This window comes from Psychrobacter sp. 16-MNA-CIBAN-0192 (genome assembly GCF_040309565.1).
Taxonomy (GTDB): domain Bacteria; phylum Pseudomonadota; class Gammaproteobacteria; order Pseudomonadales; family Moraxellaceae; genus Psychrobacter.
Window position 1 is genome coordinate 1 of sequence record NZ_JBEOOX010000015.1, and the last position, 24,333, is coordinate 24,333.

The 24,333-nt window shown below is 43.3% G+C and carries 22 protein-coding genes; 17 read left to right on the top strand and 5 right to left on the bottom strand.

Going from position 1 to position 24,333, the window contains the following annotated elements; translation table 11 throughout:
• The first annotated feature begins 616 nt into the window (after positions 1 to 616).
• From recN to AAEY78_RS10820, 9 genes are all read left to right on the top strand, one after another.
• Positions 617 to 2,299 carry a DNA repair protein RecN gene (gene recN, locus AAEY78_RS10780; RefSeq protein ID WP_352339343.1) on the top strand — a complete coding sequence of 561 codons (1,683 nt, stop codon included), beginning with the start codon at positions 617 to 619 and terminating at the stop codon, positions 2,297 to 2,299.
• A gap of 107 nt (positions 2,300 to 2,406) precedes the next feature.
• Positions 2,407 to 2,970: a YqgE/AlgH family protein gene (locus AAEY78_RS10785; RefSeq protein WP_352339344.1), complete on the top strand. Its 564-nt coding sequence runs from the start codon at positions 2,407 to 2,409 to the stop codon at positions 2,968 to 2,970.
• Positions 2,971 to 3,054: 84 nt separating this feature from the next.
• Positions 3,055 to 3,609 (top strand): Holliday junction resolvase RuvX, encoded by a 555-nt coding sequence (gene ruvX / locus AAEY78_RS10790; RefSeq protein WP_352339345.1) that lies wholly within the window; start codon positions 3,055 to 3,057, stop codon positions 3,607 to 3,609.
• A 115-nt stretch (positions 3,610 to 3,724) separates the two neighbouring features.
• Positions 3,725 to 4,228 carry a hypothetical protein gene (locus AAEY78_RS10795; protein ID WP_352339346.1) on the top strand — a complete coding sequence of 168 codons (504 nt, stop codon included), beginning with the start codon at positions 3,725 to 3,727 and terminating at the stop codon, positions 4,226 to 4,228.
• Positions 4,229 to 4,297: 69 nt separating this feature from the next.
• Positions 4,298 to 4,558, top strand: a complete 261-nt coding sequence (gene tusA, locus AAEY78_RS10800) for a sulfurtransferase TusA (protein WP_352339347.1) — start codon at positions 4,298 to 4,300, stop codon at positions 4,556 to 4,558.
• Between the two features lie 46 nt (positions 4,559 to 4,604).
• Entirely contained in the window at positions 4,605 to 5,837 is a 1,233-nt protein-coding gene (locus AAEY78_RS10805) for a methyltransferase (RefSeq protein WP_352339348.1), read from the top strand.
• A gap of 24 nt (positions 5,838 to 5,861) precedes the next feature.
• Positions 5,862 to 6,800: a site-specific tyrosine recombinase XerD gene (gene xerD, locus AAEY78_RS10810; RefSeq protein ID WP_352339349.1), complete on the top strand. Its 939-nt coding sequence runs from the start codon at positions 5,862 to 5,864 to the stop codon at positions 6,798 to 6,800.
• 258 nt (positions 6,801 to 7,058) lie between these two features.
• The gene (locus AAEY78_RS10815) at positions 7,059 to 7,457 is read left to right on the top strand and encodes a hypothetical protein (RefSeq protein WP_352339350.1); all 399 of its coding nucleotides are present in this window, start codon (positions 7,059 to 7,061) and stop codon (positions 7,455 to 7,457) included.
• A gap of 152 nt (positions 7,458 to 7,609) precedes the next feature.
• Positions 7,610 to 8,218 carry a class I SAM-dependent methyltransferase gene (locus AAEY78_RS10820; protein WP_352339351.1) on the top strand — a complete coding sequence of 203 codons (609 nt, stop codon included), beginning with the start codon at positions 7,610 to 7,612 and terminating at the stop codon, positions 8,216 to 8,218.
• A 91-nt stretch (positions 8,219 to 8,309) separates the two neighbouring features.
• Here the strand turns inward: AAEY78_RS10820 and lptG are convergent, their stop codons facing one another.
• Both lptG and AAEY78_RS10830 read right to left on the bottom strand, forming a co-directional pair.
• Positions 8,310 to 9,554 (bottom strand): LPS export ABC transporter permease LptG, encoded by a 1,245-nt coding sequence (gene lptG / locus AAEY78_RS10825; RefSeq protein WP_352339352.1) that lies wholly within the window; start codon positions 9,552 to 9,554, stop codon positions 8,310 to 8,312.
• 2 nt (positions 9,555 to 9,556) lie between these two features.
• Positions 9,557 to 10,873 carry an LPS export ABC transporter permease LptF gene (locus AAEY78_RS10830; protein WP_352339353.1) on the bottom strand — a complete coding sequence of 439 codons (1,317 nt, stop codon included), beginning with the start codon at positions 10,871 to 10,873 and terminating at the stop codon, positions 9,557 to 9,559.
• Positions 10,874 to 11,375: 502 nt separating this feature from the next.
• Between AAEY78_RS10830 and AAEY78_RS10835 the strand changes: the two genes are divergently transcribed.
• The 3 genes from AAEY78_RS10835 to sstT all read left to right on the top strand — a co-directional run bounded on the left by AAEY78_RS10835 (position 11,376) and on the right by sstT (position 15,085).
• Positions 11,376 to 13,052: a leucyl aminopeptidase gene (locus AAEY78_RS10835; protein WP_352339354.1), complete on the top strand. Its 1,677-nt coding sequence runs from the start codon at positions 11,376 to 11,378 to the stop codon at positions 13,050 to 13,052.
• 63 nt (positions 13,053 to 13,115) lie between these two features.
• Positions 13,116 to 13,577, top strand: coding sequence for a DNA polymerase III subunit chi (locus tag AAEY78_RS10840; protein WP_352339355.1), 462 nt, complete (start codon positions 13,116 to 13,118; stop codon positions 13,575 to 13,577).
• 356 nt (positions 13,578 to 13,933) lie between these two features.
• A complete protein-coding gene (gene sstT, locus AAEY78_RS10845; RefSeq protein WP_352339356.1) occupies positions 13,934 to 15,085 on the top strand; it encodes a serine/threonine transporter SstT in 1,152 nt (383 codons plus the stop codon).
• 213 nt (positions 15,086 to 15,298) lie between these two features.
• Here the strand turns inward: sstT and AAEY78_RS10850 are convergent, their stop codons facing one another.
• On the bottom strand, positions 15,299 to 15,610 hold the full coding sequence (locus tag AAEY78_RS10850; protein ID WP_352339357.1) for a chaperone modulator CbpM: 312 nt from the start codon (positions 15,608 to 15,610) through the stop codon (positions 15,299 to 15,301).
• 109 nt (positions 15,611 to 15,719) lie between these two features.
• On the bottom strand, positions 15,720 to 16,736 hold the full coding sequence (locus tag AAEY78_RS10855; protein WP_352339358.1) for a DnaJ C-terminal domain-containing protein: 1,017 nt from the start codon (positions 16,734 to 16,736) through the stop codon (positions 15,720 to 15,722).
• A 390-nt stretch (positions 16,737 to 17,126) separates the two neighbouring features.
• Between AAEY78_RS10855 and AAEY78_RS10860 the strand changes: the two genes are divergently transcribed.
• Complete coding sequence (locus AAEY78_RS10860) at positions 17,127 to 17,489, top strand: septal ring lytic transglycosylase RlpA family protein (protein WP_352339359.1); 363 nt, start codon at positions 17,127 to 17,129, stop codon at positions 17,487 to 17,489.
• A 142-nt stretch (positions 17,490 to 17,631) separates the two neighbouring features.
• Here the strand turns inward: AAEY78_RS10860 and AAEY78_RS10865 are convergent, their stop codons facing one another.
• On the bottom strand, positions 17,632 to 19,695 hold the full coding sequence (locus AAEY78_RS10865) for an ATP-binding cassette domain-containing protein (protein WP_352339360.1): 2,064 nt from the start codon (positions 19,693 to 19,695) through the stop codon (positions 17,632 to 17,634).
• Positions 19,696 to 20,207: 512 nt separating this feature from the next.
• Between AAEY78_RS10865 and erpA the strand changes: the two genes are divergently transcribed.
• From erpA to AAEY78_RS10885, 4 genes are all read left to right on the top strand, one after another.
• The gene (erpA, locus tag AAEY78_RS10870; RefSeq protein WP_352339361.1) at positions 20,208 to 20,588 is read left to right on the top strand and encodes an iron-sulfur cluster insertion protein ErpA; all 381 of its coding nucleotides are present in this window, start codon (positions 20,208 to 20,210) and stop codon (positions 20,586 to 20,588) included.
• A 386-nt stretch (positions 20,589 to 20,974) separates the two neighbouring features.
• A complete protein-coding gene (locus tag AAEY78_RS10875; protein ID WP_352339362.1) occupies positions 20,975 to 21,331 on the top strand; it encodes a roadblock/LC7 domain-containing protein in 357 nt (118 codons plus the stop codon).
• A 310-nt stretch (positions 21,332 to 21,641) separates the two neighbouring features.
• Complete coding sequence (gene gshA, locus AAEY78_RS10880) at positions 21,642 to 23,228, top strand: glutamate--cysteine ligase (protein WP_352339363.1); 1,587 nt, start codon at positions 21,642 to 21,644, stop codon at positions 23,226 to 23,228.
• Positions 23,229 to 23,377: 149 nt separating this feature from the next.
• Complete coding sequence (locus AAEY78_RS10885) at positions 23,378 to 23,902, top strand: disulfide bond formation protein B (protein ID WP_352339364.1); 525 nt, start codon at positions 23,378 to 23,380, stop codon at positions 23,900 to 23,902.
• The last annotated feature ends 431 nt before the right edge of the window (positions 23,903 to 24,333 follow it).

The following is a 24,333-nucleotide window of genomic DNA, read 5'->3' on the forward strand; positions in this document are numbered from 1 at the left end:
CATCTAATTTAGGTAATAATATGCTGTAGGCAAAAAAATAAGACCTTATTATGACACTTATTGTTGGAATTGACACCGTCTATCATGAAAGATGGGAGTATAAGTTATGATTCGGTAAGATTATGCTACCACATTATATCTATAAAGTTTGTTACAGCGCATCTAGAAGCAGTAATAAGTGCTAAAAATATTACTACATTTCATATATTAACGCCTTATAAATGGACAGATATAAAGAGATAAATAGTTATCCTTAAGGTTAAATGTAATGAAGGTAGCATCGACAAAAAAATAGTTTAAAATGAACCACTAAATGCTATTACCTTTGCCCATAAGCACAGCCAAAGCGCAATTTTTATCTAAGCTTACTGACAGCTTGTATTATCACTCTTAGTGCGTCTTATTTTCTATATAATGAGGCACATTAATAATAAAGCGCTGAATAAGGCTCACTTAGATTTATGAGCACAAATTGTCAGTATTACTTTTATACCTATATATTTAAAACATCCTATATTGACCTGTAACTTCCACTGAATTGGCTTTATCTTAGAGATACTTTTAAGCCACTTGCTTTCAAGATATTTGCGGTTAATTTTTGCCATGAGAGGCTTTGATGCTGTTATCACTTACCCTACGTCAGTTTGCGCTAATTGCTGAGCACGAGCTCAATGTGGCAGATGGTTTTAATGTTATTACCGGGGAGACGGGCGCAGGGAAATCCTTGTTGCTAGATGCCTTGTCATTGTGTGCTGGGGCGCGCGCGGACAGTGCGATGGTACGCCATGGCGCGGACAATGCTGATATTTATGCCCATTTTGATGTCACTGATAATAAGGTGGTGGCAGAGTGGTTTTTAACCCATGAGCGGGTATTAGAAGAGACGGAATTACTTATTCGCCGGCAGCTGAGCAATAATGGACGCTCAAAAGCATGGTTGAATGGTACACCAGTTAGTATGGCGGAACTAAAAAGCCTTGGCACGTTACTCATTAATATTCATAGCCAACATGCGCAGCAAGCTTTATTAAAACCACAATTTGTGGTGCAGTGGCTTGATGCGATGGCGCAATTGACGGCGCTTGCAGCGCAAACGGCAAGCGCTTATCAAGATTACCACCAGCTGAAGCGCCATGCGGATAATCTTGCTAATCGTGAAGCACAACGCCAAGATAGAATCCAGCTGCTGCAAAGTCGGCTCGCTGATATTGCGCCATTACTGAGCGTTGATTATCAAGACATTGAAGCCGAGCATGAAGAGCTGTCCAATATTGAAGCATTAATGATGGAGGCCAGCCACGGTTTGCATTTGCTTGATAATGATACCGATGAGCCGGACGTCATGACCTTATTGGGGCAAGCCATTAAGCTATGTGATCAGCAAATGGGCGTCAGCAGTACCTTTGGGCAAGCGTCAGAGCAGCTGCATGTTGCCCAGCAGCAGATTACTGAGGTGACGGCGCTATTGTCCGATTATGCCGAACAGCAGCTCCCTGATCCTGAACGTTTGCAAGAATTAGATAGTTTAATCAGTTTGGGTCATCGCTTATCACGCAAACATAATTTGCCAGCCAGCGAATTAATTAATGAAGCAAAAGAATGGCAAGAGCAATTAGAACAGTTAGAAAACGAGCCAAGCAGCGAGGCGTTAACTGTACAAATTGAGCAAGCATGGCAGCAGTATCTAGCGCTTGCTACCTCATTAAATGAGCAACGTATGCAAGCTGCGCCGCCGATTTGCGCGCAGCTGATTGCTCAATTACAACCTCTGGCACTGCCTAATGCTCGCTGCGAGTTTGTATTTACCCAAAAGAGCGATACCGCCAACTATAATGCGCAAGGCTGCTACGATATCGACTTATTATTCAGCGCCAATGTCGGTATGCCGATGCAACCATTATATAAAATTGCCTCCGGTGGCGAGCTGTCACGGATGGCATTGGTCATGCAAGTGCTTCAAGTCACCAGCGCCGATAACAATGCGGCAAAACCAATGCTGGTCTTTGATGAAGTCGATGTCGGTATCAGTGGCGGCACGGCGCAAGTGGTGGGTGAATTATTGCGCACGCTGGGACAATCTCAGCAGTTATTGGCAATTACTCATCAAGCTCAAGTTGCCGCCCAAGCTCATCAGCATATTTTGGTACAAAAGCATCATCATGAGCAAACCCAAAGTGAGCTCATCATTTTAACCGATAGTGCCCAAGTTGATGAGTTGGCGCGTATGTCAGGCGGTGTTATTATTACTGACGTCACGCGCGAACATGCCAAAAGCTTGCTGACCGATGTAAAATCTTAATGATGCGGTAATGCGCTTAACGGCTTAGCAACAGACATCTGTTGCTTTCTTAACGCCTATCACCATATAGTAATGTCCACCTTTTCTCTGATGCTGTGCCTGTCCTTATGTCTAAAGCCAATTTAACCCATCATTTTTTAATCGCTGCCCCTGAGCTGTCCGACCCACGCTTTGAGCGCGCGCTGATTTATATCTGCCGCCATGATAAGCAGGGCGCATTGGGCTTGGCGGTCAATCGACCAATCGAGCACTCTCGCGTTGGTAAGCTGCTAGAGGATTTAGATATAGAGGTACGCGACGCGCAAGTGATGGAAGATAAAGCCTTGGATGGCGGTCCTATGTATCCTGAAATAGGTTTTGTGCTGCACACAGGTCAGCCGCAGTGGGCGTCCTCGTTTGCCATTTCAGAAAATGTCTGTATCACTACCAGTCAAGATATCCTTGAACGCATTGGCGCAGGTCAAGGTATTGGGCATTACCATCTATGCTTGGGGCACGCCAGCTGGGGTAAAAAACAGCTGGATAATGAGCTGAAAAATGGTGATTGGCTGGTGTGTCCGGCGGATTTGACCCTTTTATTCGATACGCCCTTTGAAGAACGCTGGCAAGTCGCGGCTGAAAAGATTGGGGTAAATTTTGATTATTTAAGTAGTGACATTGGTCATGCATAATAAAAAATGCAGGTTATCTAAATACTCTTTTTTATAGTAAAAACCATTAAATAGACTAATTAAACATAGGAAAAAGTCGCTACTATGACGATAGCAGAGCCTAATACTACAACGGATATTGATAGCGAAAGTTCAGTTATTGATAACGCGCTTATTGATAACACGCAGCTAGCGCCAAAAGCGCATCTTATCTTAGGGCTAGATTATGGCGTTAAAAAGATGGGTATGGCGCTTGGCAATACACTAACCCAAACCGCGCGCGCATTTGATATTTTAGCGATGAATAATGGGCAGCCTGATTGGGATAATTTACTGGGCATTATTCAAACGTGGGGCGTCACGATAGTAGTAGTGGGACTGCCGCTTAATATGGATGGCAGCAGCTCGATGCTATCAAAACGCGCCCATAAATTCGCCCGCCGATTGGCGCATCGGTTGATGGAGCAAGGCGTGCCTACTAGTGTCCTGCTATCTGATGAGCGCTTGACCTCAGTCGGTGCGCGTGAGCTGGCGTGGGAGAACGGTTGGATCAAAAACGAGCGCGACCCGATTGATGATATCTCCGCCTGTATTCTATTGTCTGCTTATTTCGCTGACCCAAGTTGCGCGCTACCTATTGATGCGATTAAAGCAGAATAAATAAGCATTGATAGACGCACGAGTTTGCTTGCCGTTTTGATTATTTATTAAATACTGTTTTTTGAATCATGCTCTTTGAATACTGCTTTACACCCTTTATAGATGACTGCCTGTTATGACCACTGCTCCAGACCAATCTTTACAATCTAAGCAAAATTCTGCGCAAGCATCGTCGCAACATGGCTTTGCACCGTTGGCGATTGCGCGTATTAAAGGTGCACAGCGAGCGAATACAATCGCTATTTACCTGATTTATGCCGCCATTATTGCCTTTATGGTCTTTGGTACCATTGCCAGTATTAAGATGTTTCATGACAACACGCTACTGTATCGCCTGTTTTTTAATTTGCCGTACGCGCTAATTGCGCTGACCATTCCTATTACTCTTTATGATGCGTTTATTATTTATCGCTATCGCCTCAATCAAGCATCAATGGTGAGGATGACCATTGGCGTCTCCACCATCGTATTGATTGGCGGCTTGTTATTTGCCGATACTGCATGGCTTGGCTTGGCTTGCTGGCTTGGCGTAGCGTTTTTATTTAAAGTCAGTTTTAAGCGCTTTTTTAACTTTTTAGACGTGGCAAGTTTACCTGAATCAGCTCCTCATGAAGAATAACTCATAAAGACTGGCTGGCAGTAATAAATAAACTATTAACCCATTTTCAATCCATAAAAAACGATGACTATGACTACTTTGACTCAAGATACGACTGTTAATCATCATCTAGACACGCAAGGGCTGATTTGTCCTGAACCAGTGATGATGCTGCATAAAACTATACGTCAAGCGGATGGCGGCGAGATTATTGAAATCCTTGCTACCGATCCAGCGACGACACGCGACATTCCTAATTTTTGTCGCCATTTAGGGCATACGCTTGTGCATCAGGAAACGCTTAATGACGCGCCAACGTATCGTTATTTGGTCAAGAAAAAAAGCGCTTAATAGCGGCTAGTGGCAACATCTCATTCATAAGTTAAAGGTAGATCGCGTGTTAGCAACAGAAAAGCAGTATGTGCAGTGGTTTGAGAACGAAACGTTATATCATGCGCGCTGGTTGTCTGAGAGTAATCAAGTGCCGCCTGTACGTATCGTTTTGGTCGACGATAAAACGAGTGCAGATGAAGCCTATCGCTTGGCTTGCGCGGGCACTTCGATGCTGTGGCAGGGTGACTTTCAAAATGCGCGACAATTATTACAAGCTCTCACGCGCCGTATTGAGCGCAGTGAACAGCGCAAAATGAGCAAAGCGGCTAATAAATTGAGTAAATCTGCTGAGCCTGAATTCGAGACTACATCCTTATCAGCATCTAACTTATTAGCTTCTAATTTAGAAAGCTCTAAAGAAATACCCAATTTATTCCATCAGCAACGCCAAGCACAAGCTCAGCGTTCGCGCTTATTAAGCCGTTTATTGCTAGCGCTTGATGCTGGTTACATCAGCCAGTTACGTCGCGCCCCCGATGTAAGCGCAGCTTGTACGGCAGCGTTTGGTGAGTTAGATGAGCCGTGCTTGATTTCATTTCGTGACTTGCAAGGGGCGTTAGGCGCGGCAGGATGGCGCGCAAAAGGCGTACCGATTACAAACTTAGGACTATCGATTTTCCCGCATTATGGCGTATTTGCGCCAACTCGTCATGAATATGTACAGCTGTTGCTTGATGCACCTTTGCCTAATAAACATGATGTCGCCTTTGATATTGGTACGGGAACTGGTTTGCTGGCGATTATCTTAGCGCAGCGTGGTGTAAAGCAAATAGTCGCAACCGATTTAAATCCGCGCGCGTTGGCTTGTGCTCGCGAGAATTTTGAACGTTTAGATTTGCCTAACGTGCAGTTGCAGCAAGCAGATTTGTTCCCGACTGATGCGCCATTAGCTAATTTGATGGTCTGTAATCCACCTTGGCTGCCCGCTAAGCCAACCTCGCCATTAGAATATGCCGTCTACGATGCCAATAGCGCGATGTTACGTGGGTTTTTACAGGGTGCAAAACAGCACTTAGCCGAGCAGGGAGAGGTCTGGTTGATTCTGTCAGATTTAGCGGAACATTTGCAGTTGCGCAGCCGCGATGAATTATTAGGCTGGTTTGCAGATGCTGGATTAGCGGTGAAATACCGTCTTGATACCACGCCCAAACACAGCCGTAGCCAAGACAATACCGACACTCTATTTGCCGCGCGTAGTGCAGAAATTACGTCGTTATGGTATTTGAAACGTGTTTAACATTTTAACACTGAGTATTGTCTTATGAGCCGCGACCGTGCCGTACAGCAGCGTCAACCAAAAGCGCTAGCCGTCGATGACGAACCGGTTTATATTACCGAGTTTCGTCAAGCCATGCTCGCACGCGGTTTAGCGACGCGTACCCGTAATGCTTATGTGCGCGACTTGCGCTCTTGTGAGCTGACCAACCGTAAAGCACTAACAATTTGGCAGCCCGAAGATGTCCTGCATTGCTTATCAACGCTCACTATTGATGGCAAAACCCCACGCACGCAAGCGCGTATGCTCTCAAGCCTACGTCAGTTTTATCTGTGGATGATTGCCAGTAATCTGCGCGAAGACAATCCTTGCGAGCGTATTAAAAGCCCAAAGCTTGGGCGACCATTACCGAAAGACTTATCCGAAGCCGATATTGATAATCTCCTAACTGCTCCTGATACCAGCACCACGCTCGGACTACGTGATAAAGCCATGCTTGAGGTGCTTTATGCTTGCGGTCTACGCGTCAGTGAGCTGATTAATTTGTCATTAGAACAAGTCAATCTCAATTCAGGCTGGCTACAAATCACAGGCAAAGGTAATAAAACGCGCTTGGTGCCCTTAGGCGAATACGCGGCGGATGCGTTAGAGGATTATCTCGCCCATGGTCGTGGCGATTTAATTGCCCACTTAAAAGCAGGCAACTGCCAAGCGGTATTTTTGACCGCGCAAGGTGGCTATATGACGCGGCAAAACTTTTGGTATCTGCTAAAAAAATACGCCAAAGTTGCCAGTATTGATAAAGAATTATCGCCGCATACCTTACGCCATGCCTTTGCTACCCATTTATTAAATCATGGTGCGGACTTACGTAGTGTGCAGTTATTACTTGGGCATAGTGATTTATCAACCACGCAAATATATACCCATGTGGCGACGGCGAGATTGCAGAAATTGCATGCGGAGCATCATCCGCGGGGATGATGTTACTCAAATTACTTTTGTTAAGAACTTTATTATAAAAATAACTATTTAAAAGCTACTATTATGGACACTAATTTATACTTTGCTCTTTCTGCTGGTTTTCCTCAAATTGTCAGTTTACTTGCAACTTTTTACTCCCTTAATAATGAAAAAAACGATTTAGAAGAGTTTAAATCGTAGCTAGATGAATCTAACAATCAGTATGCTATCGAAATTATTAATAATAATGAACAACTACAAAGCGCATTAGTCACTTTCATGAGCGCTAACCATAAAGAAAATATGGCAAAATTATCTCAGTTAACAGATGAAATTATTATTTTAGCTAGTAAAATTGATGGCTTAAGCCAACTTACAACTTCATTTAAAAGCAGTAATCAGTTATCGAATCAAGCTATAAATATCTTGAGGCACTTCGTAGAGTCAAAAAGTACTAACATGCATTGCATGAATAATTATTCTCTCGGAGATCATCAAATAGATTTAATCTTAGAAGGAGCAAAAAATATTGAATACGATGAACCCATTTATATTGAAGATGATATTAAAAGTCTTGTTGATAGAGGTCTGATTACTAAAACATTTAGCACTAAAGGTAATATTATTTATAAAATAACTCGGCGAGCTTCTGACTTTATTGATTCTATAGATAGTTAATATTTTTAATTGAGTTGTAAAGTGTTCATAAAATATTCTATAAATCCCCAGCTGCAAACCGCCCCTTTTCTCGTTACAATACCCGTCATAATATGTACGCTGTTTTATTCCATCGCGTACCGCCTTTTACTTATCCATTATTCGAGAAAACCATGAGCCATAGACCACCTACTGACCTATTAGAAAAAGCCAAATACTGGCGCGAAGATATTAATTTTCGCGAAGACGTGCTGGGCAAGCCGTTTGATTTTGCCACCACGTGGGGTATTTTTTCACCGCAAAAGCTTGATGATGGTAGCCTGATGCTACTTGATTATGTGGACTTTCAGCAGGACGATGATTCGATAGATTTGGGCTGTGGTTATGGCGTGCTCGGTATGACGGCAGCGCGCGAATGTCCGAACGGTCAGCATACCTTGATTGATAAAGATTTTATGGCAGTAGAATATGCGCGCCAAAATTGCGAGAAAAATGGTCTGCATAATGTCGATGTGCACTTATCAAACGGTTTTAATCATGTCGATAAAGCAAAAGATTTTAGCTTGGTGATGTCAAACTTGCCCGCCAAAGTGGGCAAAGAGCAACATTATCTGTATTTCCTAGATGCTCATGCGCGCATGCGTAAAGGCGGACGCTTTTATGTGGTGACAATTAATGGCTTACGTCAATTTATGAAGCGCTCGTTTACCGAAGTATTTGGCAATAGCGAAAAGGTCAAACAAGGCAAAACTTATACCATTACTATGGCAACAAAAGATTAAAACTTAAGCTATTAATGAAGACTTAAGAGTAATAAAAAGCACGCTATATCTTCGAGATTTAGCGTGCTTTTTGTTGTCAAAATATCTAATATTACATCTGCCGTTTTATCAGATAACCACCTGCTGCAGTACTGGCGATAATGGGTAATAGCACCATCAATAAGGGCGAAACTCCAGTGGCGAGCGATACAAAGCCGACCAAATCCTGCACATAGCTGAACAATAAACCAAATAATAACGCCACCACAATACGTAAGCCTAGACTATGGGTGCGCAATGAACCAAAGACGAATGAGCACGCCACAATTACTAATGACAAAATAGATAAAGGCGACAGCAACTTTTGCCAAAATGCCAGCTCATGCGTCAGAGAACGCTTGCCTTGTTGCCGCATAAACTGGCGATGCTCATACAGCTGGGTCAGAGATAAATCTTCAGCTTGACGGGTGAGTAGGTATACAGACTTCGGCGCAAAAGGCAGACTTATAATATCCGATGCGGTCGTAGATTGGCTGCTACCAAAGCCTTGATTGATACTTAATGTGGTCATATTACCCAACTGCCACTCGTAGCGATATTGCTCACTGGGGCTGGCATTGTCGCCTGTGACCGCTTGGCGACCGGTATATTTACCACCTGTAGCATGAATCGCAGTTTGTAAGTTACCACTATTATCCAAATGCCAGCGTTTTATCTCACCAAGACTACCCTTCACATCAGCGTAGTCAATATACAGAATATCGCTGCCATCCGGCTGCACACTTGCTTCGTCGCTATTGCTATTAGTATTGTCATTGGTATTATTCTTATTGTCAGTCGTCTTAAAGCGCGGTTGTACCGTCCAATAACCGCGAACTGAGGTGACGAGCGAAGTGTTGTCTTCATTATTAATTTCATTGGCGCGCTGGTTGCTATAGGGCAGTACAAACTGATTGATAGCCAATGCCAGCAGTACAAACAGCAACGCAGGCTGCAATACCCAACCAACAATACGATAAATACTCACACCAGCAGCGCGCATAACCACCAGCTCACTTTTATTTGCCAGCAGACCCAAGCCAACCACGGCACCGAGTAGCGCCCCTGTTGGCATAAATTCTTCTAAAAAATAGGGCGAGCGATAAAAAATAAAAGTTAGCGCATCGGACATGGTGTAGCTGTCGCTTAGCGCGTCCAGCTCAGATAAGTAAGAGAACAATACTTGCAACGCCCACAGCCCAATCACAGCAGCGATAATGGCAAGAAAAGCATTACGTTTTACATAACGCCCCAATACTTGTAAATTGGCATTGCTATTATGATTGACCGTTTGGGTTTTAGAGAACAAAGAGCGCATGATTAATGCCCTCCTTGCGATTGCTGATTTGGATACTCTTTTGCTAATGACGCATCATCTTTTAAACGCACACGCAAGCGATGTTGGATACGGCTACCCCAGTTCATATATAGTGCCAGTATCATAAAACCAATAACCAGCCACGCATATGACCACACGCTAACGCTACCTTTACTCACTGCATTTTTAAGTGAAATAATCCCTAGCGCACAACTGACAAATAACAAAATCGATGGGAACAGTCGCAGCCAACGCCCTTGACGGGGACGCACTTGTGAGAGCGGCACGGCGAGCATGGGCGCGATAATCATTAGCCACGGCAGTGCGAAGCGATAACCAAGCTCCCCTTGCGCAGCACGCATGGCATTGACACTGCCTACCTCTGAGCCGCCGGTTGCCGCCCGCCATAATGGGATGATGGCTTGAGTTTCAATATTACTCTCAGTCACCACTTCTTTTGGCGACTCTGACAAGGTAATGCGATAACGATCAAAGCCCACTTGATTATATTTTAAGCTGCCTGCACCCACCTCATAACGCCGACCTTGGAATAAATCCAATTGAGTCACACCGCTGGCGCTATTTTCTACTTGCTGAGCGCGCTTGGCTAAGGTAATGATGTCCTTAGTAATGGAATCTTTACCGGTAGTCGCATTGATACCAGCAATACGCTCGTTTAACTCGGCTGGTACACCATCGACCGGAAGTGTCTCATTAATGGCAGCTTGCGCGTCTTTATCATTGGCATTGTCCGCGCCATTTGCATTGATGTCTTTGCTCTTGCCTGAACCCTTTGACGCAGGCTGAGTTTGAATCAACACCACATCTTGCAGCTGAGTTTTATCGTCACTTAAGCTACCTACATATAGATGATAATTGCCATTACTGATAAATTCATTGGGGCGAATTAAATCAAACGCGCTGCTCAGTGCTTGCTGCTGCCAAATATTCTCCGCTGAGCGCACGCCCCACGGTTTGCCAACCATGGACAATGCCGCCTCACCGATAAACAATATCAGAATTAACGGGGTCATTAGCCGAGCAAGTTTACCGCGTGACATACCGCTACCATTAATCACTGCCATCTCTTGATCGACATAGAGCCGCCCAAAAACCAGCATCAACGCTATAAAAAATGCCAATGGCAAAATAAGCTCTAAAAAGTAAGGTAAGTTATAGCCGATAATGGTAAACAATAAACTGATGTCTAAATTGCCTTCAGCCGCAATACCAAAGTAACGAATTAAACGCCCACCCAACATCAGCACCACCAAAAACCCCAATACCAAAGCAGTGGTTGAGGCAACTTGACGGGTCATATAGCGGCGTAATATCAAAATAGGCACTCTTAAAAGTTGGTCATCACACGATAAGTCGTATAGATATACAAAAACTTTGGATAGGATTTCTGTACAGGTTTTTCATGCAGCACTGGTGCACAAAATATAGTGCTATTAGCCCTTATTTCAGCCAATAGCAGGACTGCTAATGCTACCATGTTTTTGTAATCAATAGCGGTGAAATGTGTTTGCAAACATTACCTAAGCCTTACACACTGCGCAGTTGTCACCTGATATGCTACACTAGCTCACGCGCTCCATGAGCATAGACAATCTATTATAAAGCTATATAACGATAGCCTTTACTACAGCCACCACTTTTCGCTTTCTTATGAAAGCCCTATCGTTAAAATGGCAACTTAGCGCTTAAAATTATATACCCGTTGTCTACGGATACCCGTTGTCTACAGGTCAAAACAATGTTTGTTCAGTTTTATACCCTTAATCTTATTACCCATCTCGTCAATAAGGATAAATATATATGAATATTAATTTAACCCAAAATTTACCAGAAACGCACACTAAAAAAATCCTCAAAAAAGAAGCCAATGATAAAGACGCATCTTGCCTTGTCGTTTTAGTTGATGATAAAAAAAACATACTAGCCGCATCCGCGTTAACCGAGTATCAAACTCGTATTGAGCAATTGATTGACGTCGCCCACTTTAAAGGTAAAGCCTGCGAAACGGTTGCTGATTACGCTTTAGCGGGCGATAAAAAAACCACCAAGCAAAACCCTATGCAATTGTTATTGGTAGGCGTTGGTAATCTGGATAAACTGAGCAACACTATCCTACAAAAAATCGCCACGACCATTTATCAAAGCACGCAAAAACGAATTGCGTCTATTACCGTCGCCTTAGGTGATGCGTTAGAAGCAGACGAATTTGGTCAATTTGCCTTAAATTTATTGGCGGCAAGCTACCGTTTTGAAAAATACAAATCTGAGCAATCGACGCCTGTGCTAACCGATATCTATCTGCTTGCCGATAGCGCATTACAGCCTAATTTAGACTTTGCTGAGGCAGTATTTGCCGGTCAAAGCCTAACCCGTGATGTCGCTAATGAGCCGGGCAATATTTGCTTCCCAGCTTACATGGCAGAGCAAGCGCAAGAATTAGCAAAAACCTATCCTGACTTATTAAAGGTGACGGTATTGGGCGAAAAAGAAATGGCAGCATTAGGCATGGGCTGCTTCTTATCCGTATCACAAGGCTCAACCAAAGAAGGTCAGTTGGTTATTTTAGAGTATCAAGGCAAATCTAAATTTAGCGCCACCGATGATACAAACACCGGTACTCAAAAAGTTAGCAATGCCGCAAAAGTAACCAGCGGTATAAAAGCCATTACCGATAAATTACCACTTAAAAGCACAGGCAAAAAAGCGGGCAGCAATAACGCTGCGCAAATAGCTAATGAGCAAGTCGCTCCTGACAACGCACCTATCGTATTGGTTGGTAAAGGCGTGACCTTTGATTCAGGCGGTATCTCAATCAAACCTGGTGCGGCAATGGATGAGATGAAGTTTGATATGGGCGGCGCGGCTTCAGTCATTGGCACGATTAAAGCCTTGTGCGAAGCACGTCTAGCGATTAACGTGGTTGGCGCGCTTGCTTGTGCTGAAAATATGCCATCAGGTGATGCCACGCGCCCCGGTGATATTGTGAAAGCGATGAATGGCAAATCGGTTGAAATCCTAAATACCGATGCCGAAGGTCGCTTGGTATTAGCCGATACGCTATGCTACGTGCAGCGCTATCAGCCAAAAGCCATTATTGATGTGGCGACATTAACGGGTGCTTGTGTAGTGGCATTAGGTCATGTGCGCTCAGCAGTATTTAGTAATGATGAAGACGTGTTATTCGAGTTAGAGAATGCCAGTGCTCAGTCAGGCGATTTAATTTGGCACATGCCGTTAGATGATGCCTATCAACCGCAGATAGACTCGCCGATTGCTGATATTCAAAACATCGGTGGTAAAGCTGCTGGTGCGGTTACTGCTGCCTGCTTCTTAGCGCGTTTTATTGAAGATGGTCAAGCATGGGCGCATTTAGATATTGCGGGTACGGCATGGATCTCTGGCGCGGATAAAGCGGCAACCGGTCGTCCTGTACCACTATTTATGCAGTATCTCAAAAACTGTGCAAATATGGCTTAATCTATTAATAGAAACTGATTAATAAAAACTAATGAATGAACACTAATTAATGACAACCAGTTTATGAAGATTAGCTTTTATGTATTAAGCGAGAGTAAAGCCCAAGATAGCTTGGGCTTTATCTGTCAGCTGACGCAAACGGCGCTCAATAAAGGCAGCCAATCGCTGCTCCTTCTTACTGAGGATGAGCAGCTGCTTGGCACGCTTGATGAGGCGCTGTGGGCGGATGAAGCGACCAGCTTTATTCCGCACCAGCGTTTGGTTGCCGATGAGACTATGACGGATACAACAGCATCCACTATAGCGCCTGTTTTGCTGGGTATTTATTTACCAGCGAATTTTAATGGCATTATTATTAATCTCACGCCCCGTCCCATTACCGACTTTATCACTACTACCAATAATGCCGCACCAACACGAGTGCTTGAGCTTATCAAACCTGACCCTGCAAGTATGCAAGCAGGTCGCGATAACTATAAGCATTATCAACAATTGGGCTATGAACTCACTCATTTTAAAGTTTAGTTACTTTATTTTTTAAATGCTTTATTTTTTAAATGCTTTATTTTTGCGTCATTCACTATTTTATTAAATGAATAGGTTGCCTTACTTTACCCAATTCTTCTTACCTTTAACTTCCCCCAATTCCCTTTGTCTGCTGTTACTCACTTAAATTTTTCATCATAGTTTCTCTGTTGGAGACGGTTTTTTATCGTCTTTAAAATGCTGCGCCCATCCTATTGCAGTAGGCGAATATCCCAAAAAATGCTACCATCCCCCGCTTATTATAATATTGATACGTATAGTATTGATATGATTCGACTTTCATGATGGATGTTTGTTGAATAAAACCTGTGATTAACTTAAGTAAAGGTGGGGTAATGCGTTCATTGATTGCGATGTACCAGCGAATAGGGCTAGTACCGCTGATTATTATTGGCTTAATATTAGGGGTGTTAATCGGATGGTTAGCGCCTAATATTGGCATTGCCTTGGGCTTGCTCGGTACTTTATTTGTGGGTGCGTTAAAAGCAGTCGCACCAGTATTGGTGTTTGTTTTAGTGATGGCAGCAATTAGTCAACATCGCAGCGATAATGAGGTTTTCGTCAAACCGGTCATTATTATGTATATGTTTGGCACTTTTTTGGCAGCACTGACAGCGGTAGTCGCAAGTACGTTATTTCCAACTGATTTGGTATTGGTCAATGCCACGATTGAGCAAGTGCCACCTGCTAACCTACAAGAAGTGTTGACCAACTTACTACTTAATTTGGTTGCCAATCCTGTCAATGCGATTGCTGAAGCCAACTATATTGGCATCTTGGCGTGGGCAATTATCATCGGCTTTGCACTTAAACATGCCAACGCTGGCACGCGTACGGTGGTCAGTGATTTTGCCGATGCTATCTCGCAAGTGGTTAAATGGGTGATTGCATTAGCGCCATTTGGTATTTTGGGCTTGGTTGCTAATACTGTGGCAGAAACTGGCTTTGAGGCATTGGAAACCTATTGGCGACTGTTAAAGGTATTAATCGGCTGTATGCTCTTTATTGCTCTGGTTGCCAACCCCTTAATCGTCTTTATTAAGACGGGAAAAAATCCCTATCCATTGGTATTCACTTGTTTGCGTGAATCCGGAATCACTGCGTTTTTTACCCGCAGCTCAGCAGCAAATATTCCGGTCAATATGAACCTTGCAGGCAAACTTGGTCTGCATGAAGAAACCTATTCAGTAACCATCCCACTGGGCGCGACTATTAATATGGCAGGTGCGGCAATTACTATTAACGTGCTTACCCTTGCTGCAGCCCATACTTTGGGTATTGAAGTATCATTTGCTTCAGCTTTATTACTCAGTATTGTCGCGACGATTAGCGCGTGCGGCGCATCTGGCGTGGCAGGCGGCTCATTGCTACTGATTCCACTGGCTTGTAGCTTATTTAGCATTCCCAATGACCTTGCTATGCAAGTGGTTGCCATTGGCTTTATCATTGGTGTGGTTCAAGACTCTGCTGAAACGGCATTAAACTGATCAACTGACGTCTTATTTACAGCGGCAGCTGATCCAAAATATGCGCGTTAATAAGTACGCACGTTGATAATTATGCGCGCTAATTATATTTAAAAGGTAACGCAGCATTATTTTGAACCATAAAAAAGGGCAATGGATGCCCTTTTTTGTTGTCTAGCTTTTATTACATGGCTTACCATTTTTTATAGCATTGGCTATTAAAAATAAACCTATTTACTCTTCAATCTCAATCATCAGAGTTTGGGCATCCCATTGATGTTTAAATTGACGCAGCTGCTCAATCTCCTCTAACAAGTCCAATATCAGCCCAAGCGCAGGTACACTGGCATCAAAATCGCGGCTCAAGCGCGCGGCACGGCGTACGGTGGTCAGCTGATAGCCGCTAAACTGTCTACTTTCAGGCACATCGTAATCGATAATACTTTCTTCAATCAATGCCATAACCCATTGCGGTTCTTGCCCGCATGCCGCAACCAGCTCATCTAAGCTCATGACAATGTCGGTTAATTCAGGTGACTGTTTCATCATTATTATCCTCTTCTGTCTATAGGTCATCTATCGTATGGTGGTTATCTCTATTTCATTTGTTAAAAGGTAGTGCTCATAACGCAGCTCAAAATATCACATTTAATGCTTAGCGCTGAATTGTGCTATTAGCAAAGGCTTGTTTAAGCTGCTCATAAGCGGCAATCTCAGCATCCGTGGTCACTTTAGGGTTAACAATGGTTAAGGTTAAGTATAAATCGCCCACTTCTTTGGCAGGAATTCCTTTACCTTTAAGGCGCAAATTGCTGCCCGATTTGGTATTTTTAGGGATAGTCACGCCTAAAGTCCCAGCTGGAGTCGTGACATTTATTTTGTCGCCAAGTACTGCTTCCCATGGGGTGATATTGACGGTTTGGTAAACGTTTGCTCCTTCCAAACGGATATTACTGGCATGGGTGATTTTTACCTTTAAGAATAAATCGCCATTTTTACCGCTGCCCGTACCTGCTGCGCCTTGTCCAGCTAACCGAATTTGCTTGCCATCAGTGATGCCCTTTGGAATTTTAATTTTTAGGGTTTTATTGTCGTAGCTGACCTCGCCATTAATTTGGCGAACCGGGACATTGAGTTTAATACTGTAGTCATCACCGCTATATACCGATGCCAAGTCGACATTAATCTCAGCATGTTGGTCTTGACCCCTGCTATCGTGACTGCTAAAGCCGCCACCGAACTGATCAAAGCCGCCCTGTTGCGAGCGACCGCCCGTTTGTCCGCGCGCGCCGCCACCAAAAGCTGAGAAAATATCGTCAAAGCGAAAGCCGCCACCACCAAAGGCTTCCCCTTCACCGAACTGATCTTTGATATCTTCCCAGCGGAAGCCGCTTTGCTGTCCGCCTGCTTGTCCACCAAAGCCGCCCTGAGCGCCTGCTCCGCCGCGACCAGCAAATGGGTTGGCAAGCATGGCATCATATTCTGCACGCTTATCTTTGTCGCGTATCGTCTCATAAGCGTTATTAATTTCGGCAATTTTGGCATCAGAATCAGGCGCGCTGCTGACATCAGGATGATATTGTCGTACCAGTTTGCGGTATTTTTTCTTAATATCAGCATCTGAGGCATCTTTTTTCACGCCAAGAATATCGTAGTAGCTTTTTTCTGCCATTGTTGGTTTCCCTTTTTATACTTAATACTGTTTTAGATATGGTTTTATTAGGTATGATTTCCACTATAGCATTGGGCTATTAGTTAATACTTATTTTTAATACTAGCTCTCTAGCTAATAAGTCAATACTGATAGCAGTGCAGCATAAAAGCACATGGTAATAGATGAATTCTAGCACCATTACTTTTCTAGCATTGTTGCCAGAATGTGAGCTTAAATAGGACGACAAGTCAGGTATCAAGATAACGGGCAATGGAGAATTTTTTACATGGCTGTAAGGACATGGTAAGCTTGCTCTTGTAAAATATGTATATTATTCATAGTCATAGGGATTATGAATAACATAGGCAAGGGTATTTGTCTATTTTATCAATTGCGAAAAGGTATTAAATGTCTTACTTGATTAAGTCTTTAGTTGTCACATTGTCCCTGTTAATAACGACCAGCGTTTTTGCGGCTAACACCAGTTATTACGGCAGTAAGTTCCATGGTAAGCGTACCGCGAGTGGCAGTATTTTTAATATGCACTCCTTAACGGCAGCACATAAAACATTACCATTTGGCACCAAGGTACGTGTGACCAACAACAAGACGAAGCAGAGCGTGATTGTAAAAATTACGGATAGAGGACCTTTTATCAGAGGTCGTATTCTTGATTTGTCGAAAGCGGCGGCAAGTAAAATAAACTGTCAATTGTGTACGACCAGCCTAAAGGTTTTATCTTATGGTGATGGCAAATATCGCCGTCAGTAATGCGGTAGCGAAAAGGGGGAAGGCTAAAGCCTTCCCCCTTTTTTATGGTCTAACGATTAGTACGATATGAGTAAAACATTAACCGCTCATACTTTATGAGTGTGATATATAAGTGAATGTGTTTATAAACTCACCATATCGGTTAATTGAACTGGGCTTCCATCTCTTCAAGCGTCGTCATGGCGAGCAGTAGCTTTTCCTCATGTTCACTATGCTGTTGCTGCTGTGCGGTTTGCTCATTTAACAGCTTTAATAAATCCGCTTTTCGGCTGTCTTCATAAAGCGTGGTATCCGCAAGCTTGTCCTCTAACGTTGTCAGCTGCGTATCAATTTTAGCCAACGCCTTTTCGGTATTTTCAATATCACGGCGAATGGGTGCGGTAAGATTGCGTTGTTCAGCAGCAAGTTTGCGCTGTTCTTCTTTGCTTAGCAATGAGGGTACAGCGGTTTTGGTACTAGCAACATTGTCATTTGTCGTTTGCGACTTACTGGATTTTTGATTGTTATTGGCTTCAACTTTTGTGTTATTTGAAACAGTGCTTTTATCTACAAACTTTTTCTTATCCTTTTTATTTTTGCCTTTTTTGTTGCTGCCTTTGTCGGTGCTATTGGCTTCTTTACGCTTGTCCGACAGCCATTTGCCGTAGTCGCTGATGTCACCATCGAACTCGTCGACCTGTCCATCATGCACTAAAAACAGCTCATCACAGACGTTAGCAATCAGCTCACGGTCATGCGATACCAATACTACTGCGCCTTCAAAGCCTTGCAATGCCATGGTTAAGGCTTGGCGCATTTGTAGGTCTAAATGGTTGGTTGGCTCATCAAGCACCAGTACATTGGGACGCTGCCAGACGATTAACGCTAAAGTTAAACGGGCGCGCTCGCCACCAGAGAACAACTCACTTGGAGTGTCGATACGCTCGCCGCGAAAGTCAAAACTGCCCAAAAATGAGCGTAACGCTGCATCTGAGGTATTACCGGCTAAGCGGCGCATCATCTCAAGTGGCGTCGCAGAAGCATCAAGACTGTCCATTTGATGCTGGTTAAAGTAGCCTAATTTCAAGGTATCAGAGGCGCGGTAGCTGCCTGACAATACTTTGAGCTCGCCAACTAGGGCTTTAATTAAGGTTGATTTACCCGCGCCATTCATTCCAAGCAGACCAATACGGGTATCGGGTGTCACTTGAATGTCAGCGTTATACAACATTGGCGTATCGGTATATCCAATATCAGCTTTGGTCAACTCAATGAGTGGGCTGCTCATATTTGCCGGCTCATAAAACTGGAACGAGAACGGGTTGTCCGCCATCATCGGTGACAGCTCACTCATGCGCTCAAGCTGGCGGATACGGCTTTGCGCTTGCTTAGCTTTACTGGCTTTGGCACGGAAACGGCGAATAAAGTCGTCCAAATGCGCCTTGGTCGCTTCTTGTTTTTCAAACGCTTGTTGCTGCTGCGCCATACGCTCATGACGGGTGCGAATAAATTGCTGATAATTACCGGTATAAAGGGTGATTTTTTGCTGTTCAACGTGCAAAATATGCCCAACGGTATTGTCCAAAAATGCTTGGTCATGCGAAATAACAATGACGAGACCCATAAAGGCGTTAATCCACGTCTCAAGCCATAAAATCGCATCCAAATCCAAATGGTTGGTTGGCTCATCAAGTAACATCAAATCGGCGCGGCTCATCAAGGTCTTAGCCAAGTTTAAGCGCATACGCCAGCCACCAGAGAAACCTTCAACCGGCAATTCATGTTGCCCAGTATTAAAGCCCAAGCCTGCCATAATCTGTGCCGCTTTGGTTGGCGTACGATAGCCGTCAATTTCATCGAATTGCTGATGCAAAACACCGATTTGGTCATCGCTAACACTGCTTAAATCGTTCAGCGCGGCATTAATTTTATACCACTGCTCATCGCCGCTTAACACATAATCAATCGCCGTTTGCGTGCTTGCGCCCACTTCCTGCGCCATATGCGCCACATGCCAGCTGTCGGGAATATTCACCTCCCCACGATCGACGCTTACTTCCGTATCGCCTTTGCCCATGCGCGTTAACAACAGGGCAAATAAGGTTGATTTTCCGGTACCGTTGTTGCCCGTCAAGCCCACTTTGTGACCCGGATGCAGCTGAAAGCTGGCTCCAGAAAATAATTCACGACCATCACGGCGAACACCAACGTCTTTAAATTCGATCATAGGGTTGTTTCATCTCAAGAGTTTTGTAAAAAGTATCATTAACACTAATAATTAACACTAATAATTAACACTAATAAAAAGCTAAGCAAAGCACGCACTACGCATGCCAACTGCGCGCTATTATTTCAAACGCCCAACAGATAGGCAAACAATTAAATAAGTATTTCATAATTAAGCGATTAATGATGCTTAAGAAGACACAATTCCATCTATCAGTAGTAGGAATCTGAAAGTGGTCTTTATTTATTTAAGATACGCACATCATTATCTTTAGAGGGTCTCGAAGCACTTGACAAATCAATCATAACCCCAATTATGGTATACTAGTAAAACACTATTGACATCAATCACATAAGCACCATTACCCTTTATAGTAGTAAGGTGTTTCTGCTTTATTAAAGGGCATTATTTAACAGTGAATTTAGCCTTATGATGAATATTGTTGAGCAGTAGTGATCCTATTTTCCCAACAATAACAACCAAAATATCCGATTTTAGCCATTGAGGTAACTATGAGCACCGCAACCAACCAGTACAACCCCAGTGCCAGCCAGCCTGTAGATCCGACCGTATTAAACCTGACCGATAGCGCCGCGCAAAAGGTACGTCGTTTGCGTGAAGAAGAAGGCGATAGCAATCTTATGCTGCGTGTCTATGTCACGGGTGGCGGCTGTTCAGGCTTCTCTTATGGCTTTAATTTTGCCAATGAGCTCAATGAAGATGATGCTAATTTTGATAATGAAGATGTGACCTTGGTTGTTGACTCTCTCAGCTATCAATACTTGCAAGGTTCAACCGTTGATTACACAGAAGGCTTAGAAGGGGCGCGCTTTATCGTCACCAATCCTAATGCTACGACCACGTGCGGTTGTGGTTCATCGTTTTCGATTTAAATAACGACTGATAGTAGACCCTTATTGTGCTAGTGCTAGCTATTGAGGCAGCACTACATTAATTGAACCTATGTAAGCTTTATTTTTCATTTGTACCGTTTAACCCTACAACCTCTCCTTTAATCGCTTATAGATTGTATTATTGTTTAAGTTTATATATTTTGTGTGATAAACATACTTTATTACAAACTAATGTTTATTAAAGACAAAGTGTATTTTACAATATAGGCTACTTAACAGTATTTTTATTGATTGTCTGTTGACACAATATTTATAAGGGCAATAGCATCATCGCTTTTGTCCATCTCACCATTATACTTATCTCACCGCTTTCAAACTCTTTACTGTGTACGTACTTTATACAAACCTACTCAAAGGATAATAATATGGCGAAGTTGAATCTTGAAGCGCTTGGGGATATTGATGGTTTTATTGCCGCAGCACTGGTGGATAGTGAATCAGGCTTAGCAATGGCAACAGATGGTACAGGAATTGATTTAGAGCTTGCAGCGGCTGGGAATACTGAAGTCATTCGTGCCAAACGTAAAGTTGCGCACGCATTGGGACTCGATGACAATATTGAAGATATTCTAATCACACTTAGTAATCAATATCACTTATTGCGTCCCTTAGTACGTAACCATAATTTATTTTTATATTTGGTGCTGGATCGTCAAAAGTCTAACTTAGCGATGGCGCGCCATAATCTAAAAAGCTTTGAGACTGAGCTTGATTTTTCATAACATACTGTAGTAATAATGGTGCCTTTGCTCTTATGCTAGCGCAACCTTCGATGAAAAAGCATTTATCCAACCGATAAATGCTTTTTTTATGTTCAACACTGTTTTGCTCTTTACAAAGTCCGTACCCGAATGTATCTGGGCGAGGCTTGCTAAGCTTAGACTTAGAAGGTTACTGGTTTTGTAATTGCACATAGTTTTTAAATGGGCTTTGGGCTAAACTGACAGCATTACTGACTCTAGGTTTCAGTCACTTCTGAGCAAATTTATCCATTTTTTGCTCTGCCATAATGAATAACAATAGATGACTATTATGAGTAATTTCGCCCCAACCTTTGCCAATTTTACCATTCCAAAATGGTTTGACAGTCAACTTTTAGTAGGGATGCTGCGCGGTATCGAAAAAGAAGGGCTGCGTGTGCGACCTGATGGTTATTTGGCACAAACACCGCATCCAGAAAAATTAGGTTCAAAATTAACCCACCCCTTTATTACCACCGACTATTCAGAAAGTCTGCTTGAGCTGATTACTGAGCCTAAAGCGTCGCCGAAAGAAACGCTTAATATGTTGCGTCAGCTGCATGTACTGGTGTATAAGGGCTTGCCTGAAGACGAGCTGATGTGGCCTTTATCTATGCCCTGTATGCTGTCATCTGATGATGCAGACATTCCACTCGCTGATTATGGCAGCTCAAATACGGGCAAGCTTAAAACCTTATACCGCAGTGGTTTAGGTATTCGTTATGGTCGCCGGATGCAAACTATTGCAGGCTTACACTACAATTTATCGTTTGGCGATACTTTGTTTGCCGCATGGCAGACCCATCTAACAGCCAAGCAACAAGCGCAAACTGAGCAAACCCTATCCGACTTTAAAAACGCCAAATATTTAGGGCTGATTCGTAATTTTAAACGCCTAACCAGTTTGGTGCTGTATCTATTGGGAGCAAGCCCAAGCGTTTGTCCGTGCTTCCTTGCAGGTCGCGAGCATGATTTAGAATTGCTCAACGATGCCACTTATTATAAGCCTGCGGCTACTAGCCTACGTATGGGTAAACTGGGCTATACCAATAGCGTGCAAGAGCAACTGGATATCCGTTATAACAACCTGCCAGAATATGTTGCCGGTCTGCGCCGCGCCATTCAGACACCGCATGAGAGCTTTCAAAAGCTGGGCTTAAATGACGAGTCTGGTAACCCGATTCAAATTAATGACCACATTTTACAAATAGAAAATGAATATTACAGCCCGATTCGACCTAAACAAATCGCTGCCAGTGGTGAAACGCCAACTGAGGCATTAGAGCGCCGCGGTATTGCCTATGTCGAATTTCGCGCCATTGATTTAGACCCCTATAGTGATGTAGGTATTCGTCTATCAAGCTCGTGTTTTTTAGAGGTGATGGCGCTTTATTGTCTGCTTAATGACTCTCCGGATTTGTTGCCTGTAGAGGAAGAAGAGCTGGCAATCAATCTTGAGCGTGTGGTTAATGAAGGGCGCGTTGATGGTTTACATATTTTAAATAATGGGGTTGAGCAACCACTAGAGGGTTGGATGTTAGACCATTTAAGCAACATGCAACCATTAGCAGCCATGCTTGATGCCCATTATGGTGGTAATGATTATCGGGCGGCGGTGGCATTGATGCAAGGCAAAGCTGGTCACTCAGAATCGACCATTTCAGCGCAAGTGAATGCAGACAGTGAACGCTTAGGCAGCTTGTGGCAGCTTGGCTTCACCTTAGCTCAGCAGCACCGTGATACATTATTGCAGCAAACGCTGAGCCCAAATACTCAGGCAAAGTATGAAGTCTTGGTAGAAAAATCCATCTTGCAGCAAGCAGAGCTTGAAGCGGCTGAAACCGAAAATTTTATGGATTTTTTACAGCAGTATCGTTAATGGTTAGCTCATAGTCATACATATTTAGGCGTCATAATTCAATCAGTCTGTTATCTGTAAACCAGATTGCTTATGATGCCTTTAACAGTAAAACTCGATTTTTAATCTCCCAATATTCTGCCAAACCCATTTATAAGAGTAATTGCCCGATGCAACGCTTGACCACTTATCGTTATTTACAACTGTTTTTGGTATTCATGTCTGTACTTGGGATGAGTTTTGCACTGTTATTTTTACAGCGCTATATGGGCTTTACCCCTTGTCCGCTCTGTATTTTCCAGCGTATTGGGCTGATGGTTATGGGCGGTTTTGCCTTGATAGCGGCATTGTGGCATCCTAAATCTACTTTGATAAAATTAGGCTTATGGCTTGGTAGTTTGTTAGGGATTGTCTGGGCAACTGGGGTGGCAGCGCGGCACGTATGGCTGCAGCATTTACCTGCTGATCAAGTGCCGTCATGTGGTCCGGGTTTGGATTACTGGTTAGATACCTTACCAATGCAGCAGGTGCTTAATGAAGTGCTGGCAGGCTCTGGCGAATGTGCGTCAGTTGAATGGCGTTTTTTAGGAATGAGTATTCCTGAGCAGTCGTTAATATTTTTTAGCGTGCTATTACTGGTGCATGGATTGCTACTTTGGCGTATCTTACGTCCGCAAATATCAGCGCGCTATTAAAAATACTTGCTTTCACAACCAGGTCTATTAAAATATTTTTAGCCGTTTTGTCTTAGACTATCTTAGCTTAAACTATTTTAAGAGCGCTTTTAGTGACTTGTTTTTCCTTTCCTCCAGTATTTCTTCTTTAAGCACTAATTGACTTATCCTCGTAGTGAGTTCTTTGCATACCTGTGTCATGCTAATGCCATAATAATAACAAAAAGCTTACAGTCTACCGATTAACCTTTGTTATCTTATAGGCTTTTATTGCCCTTATTTTATGACATTGAACAGTGTTTGCTCTGATATATATGGTATAACCACATGCTGAGTAAGGCTAACAATAGGGAATTGGTAAAAAATAACGATCACTTGAGTAGAGGCGATAACATTGTTAGACGTCCTTTAGCGATGGATACGCTTCAATAATGTGCCTTATCATAATGATA

Bases quoted from the DNA above. Each gene is read 5' to 3' on its own strand.
- xerD (WP_352339349.1), top strand. From the start codon at position 5,862: ATGAGCCGCGACCGTGCCGTACAGCAGCGTCAACCAAAAGCGCTAGCC.
- sstT (WP_352339356.1), top strand. From the start codon at position 13,934: ATGCGTTCATTGATTGCGATGTACCAGCGAATAGGGCTAGTACCGCTG.
- AAEY78_RS10875 (WP_352339362.1), top strand. From the start codon at position 20,975: ATGGCGAAGTTGAATCTTGAAGCGCTTGGGGATATTGATGGTTTTATT.
- AAEY78_RS10830 (WP_352339353.1), bottom strand. From the start codon at position 10,873: ATGACCCGTCAAGTTGCCTCAACCACTGCTTTGGTATTGGGGTTTTTG.
- AAEY78_RS10860 (WP_352339359.1), top strand. From the start codon at position 17,127: ATGTCTTACTTGATTAAGTCTTTAGTTGTCACATTGTCCCTGTTAATA.
- ruvX (WP_352339345.1), top strand. From the start codon at position 3,055: ATGACGATAGCAGAGCCTAATACTACAACGGATATTGATAGCGAAAGT.
- AAEY78_RS10865 (WP_352339360.1), bottom strand. From the start codon at position 19,695: ATGATCGAATTTAAAGACGTTGGTGTTCGCCGTGATGGTCGTGAATTA.
- recN (WP_352339343.1), top strand. From the start codon at position 617: ATGCTGTTATCACTTACCCTACGTCAGTTTGCGCTAATTGCTGAGCAC.
- tusA (WP_352339347.1), top strand. From the start codon at position 4,298: ATGACTACTTTGACTCAAGATACGACTGTTAATCATCATCTAGACACG.
- gshA (WP_352339363.1), top strand. From the start codon at position 21,642: ATGAGTAATTTCGCCCCAACCTTTGCCAATTTTACCATTCCAAAATGG.
- AAEY78_RS10850 (WP_352339357.1), bottom strand. From the start codon at position 15,610: ATGAAACAGTCACCTGAATTAACCGACATTGTCATGAGCTTAGATGAG.
- AAEY78_RS10820 (WP_352339351.1), top strand. From the start codon at position 7,610: ATGAGCCATAGACCACCTACTGACCTATTAGAAAAAGCCAAATACTGG.
- AAEY78_RS10785 (WP_352339344.1), top strand. From the start codon at position 2,407: ATGTCTAAAGCCAATTTAACCCATCATTTTTTAATCGCTGCCCCTGAG.
- erpA (WP_352339361.1), top strand. From the start codon at position 20,208: ATGAGCACCGCAACCAACCAGTACAACCCCAGTGCCAGCCAGCCTGTA.
- AAEY78_RS10840 (WP_352339355.1), top strand. From the start codon at position 13,116: ATGAAGATTAGCTTTTATGTATTAAGCGAGAGTAAAGCCCAAGATAGC.
- AAEY78_RS10835 (WP_352339354.1), top strand. From the start codon at position 11,376: ATGAATATTAATTTAACCCAAAATTTACCAGAAACGCACACTAAAAAA.
- AAEY78_RS10815 (WP_352339350.1), top strand. From the start codon at position 7,059: ATGAGCGCTAACCATAAAGAAAATATGGCAAAATTATCTCAGTTAACA.
- AAEY78_RS10885 (WP_352339364.1), top strand. From the start codon at position 23,378: ATGCAACGCTTGACCACTTATCGTTATTTACAACTGTTTTTGGTATTC.
- lptG (WP_352339352.1), bottom strand. From the start codon at position 9,554: ATGCGCTCTTTGTTCTCTAAAACCCAAACGGTCAATCATAATAGCAAT.
- AAEY78_RS10855 (WP_352339358.1), bottom strand. From the start codon at position 16,736: ATGGCAGAAAAAAGCTACTACGATATTCTTGGCGTGAAAAAAGATGCC.
- AAEY78_RS10795 (WP_352339346.1), top strand. From the start codon at position 3,725: ATGACCACTGCTCCAGACCAATCTTTACAATCTAAGCAAAATTCTGCG.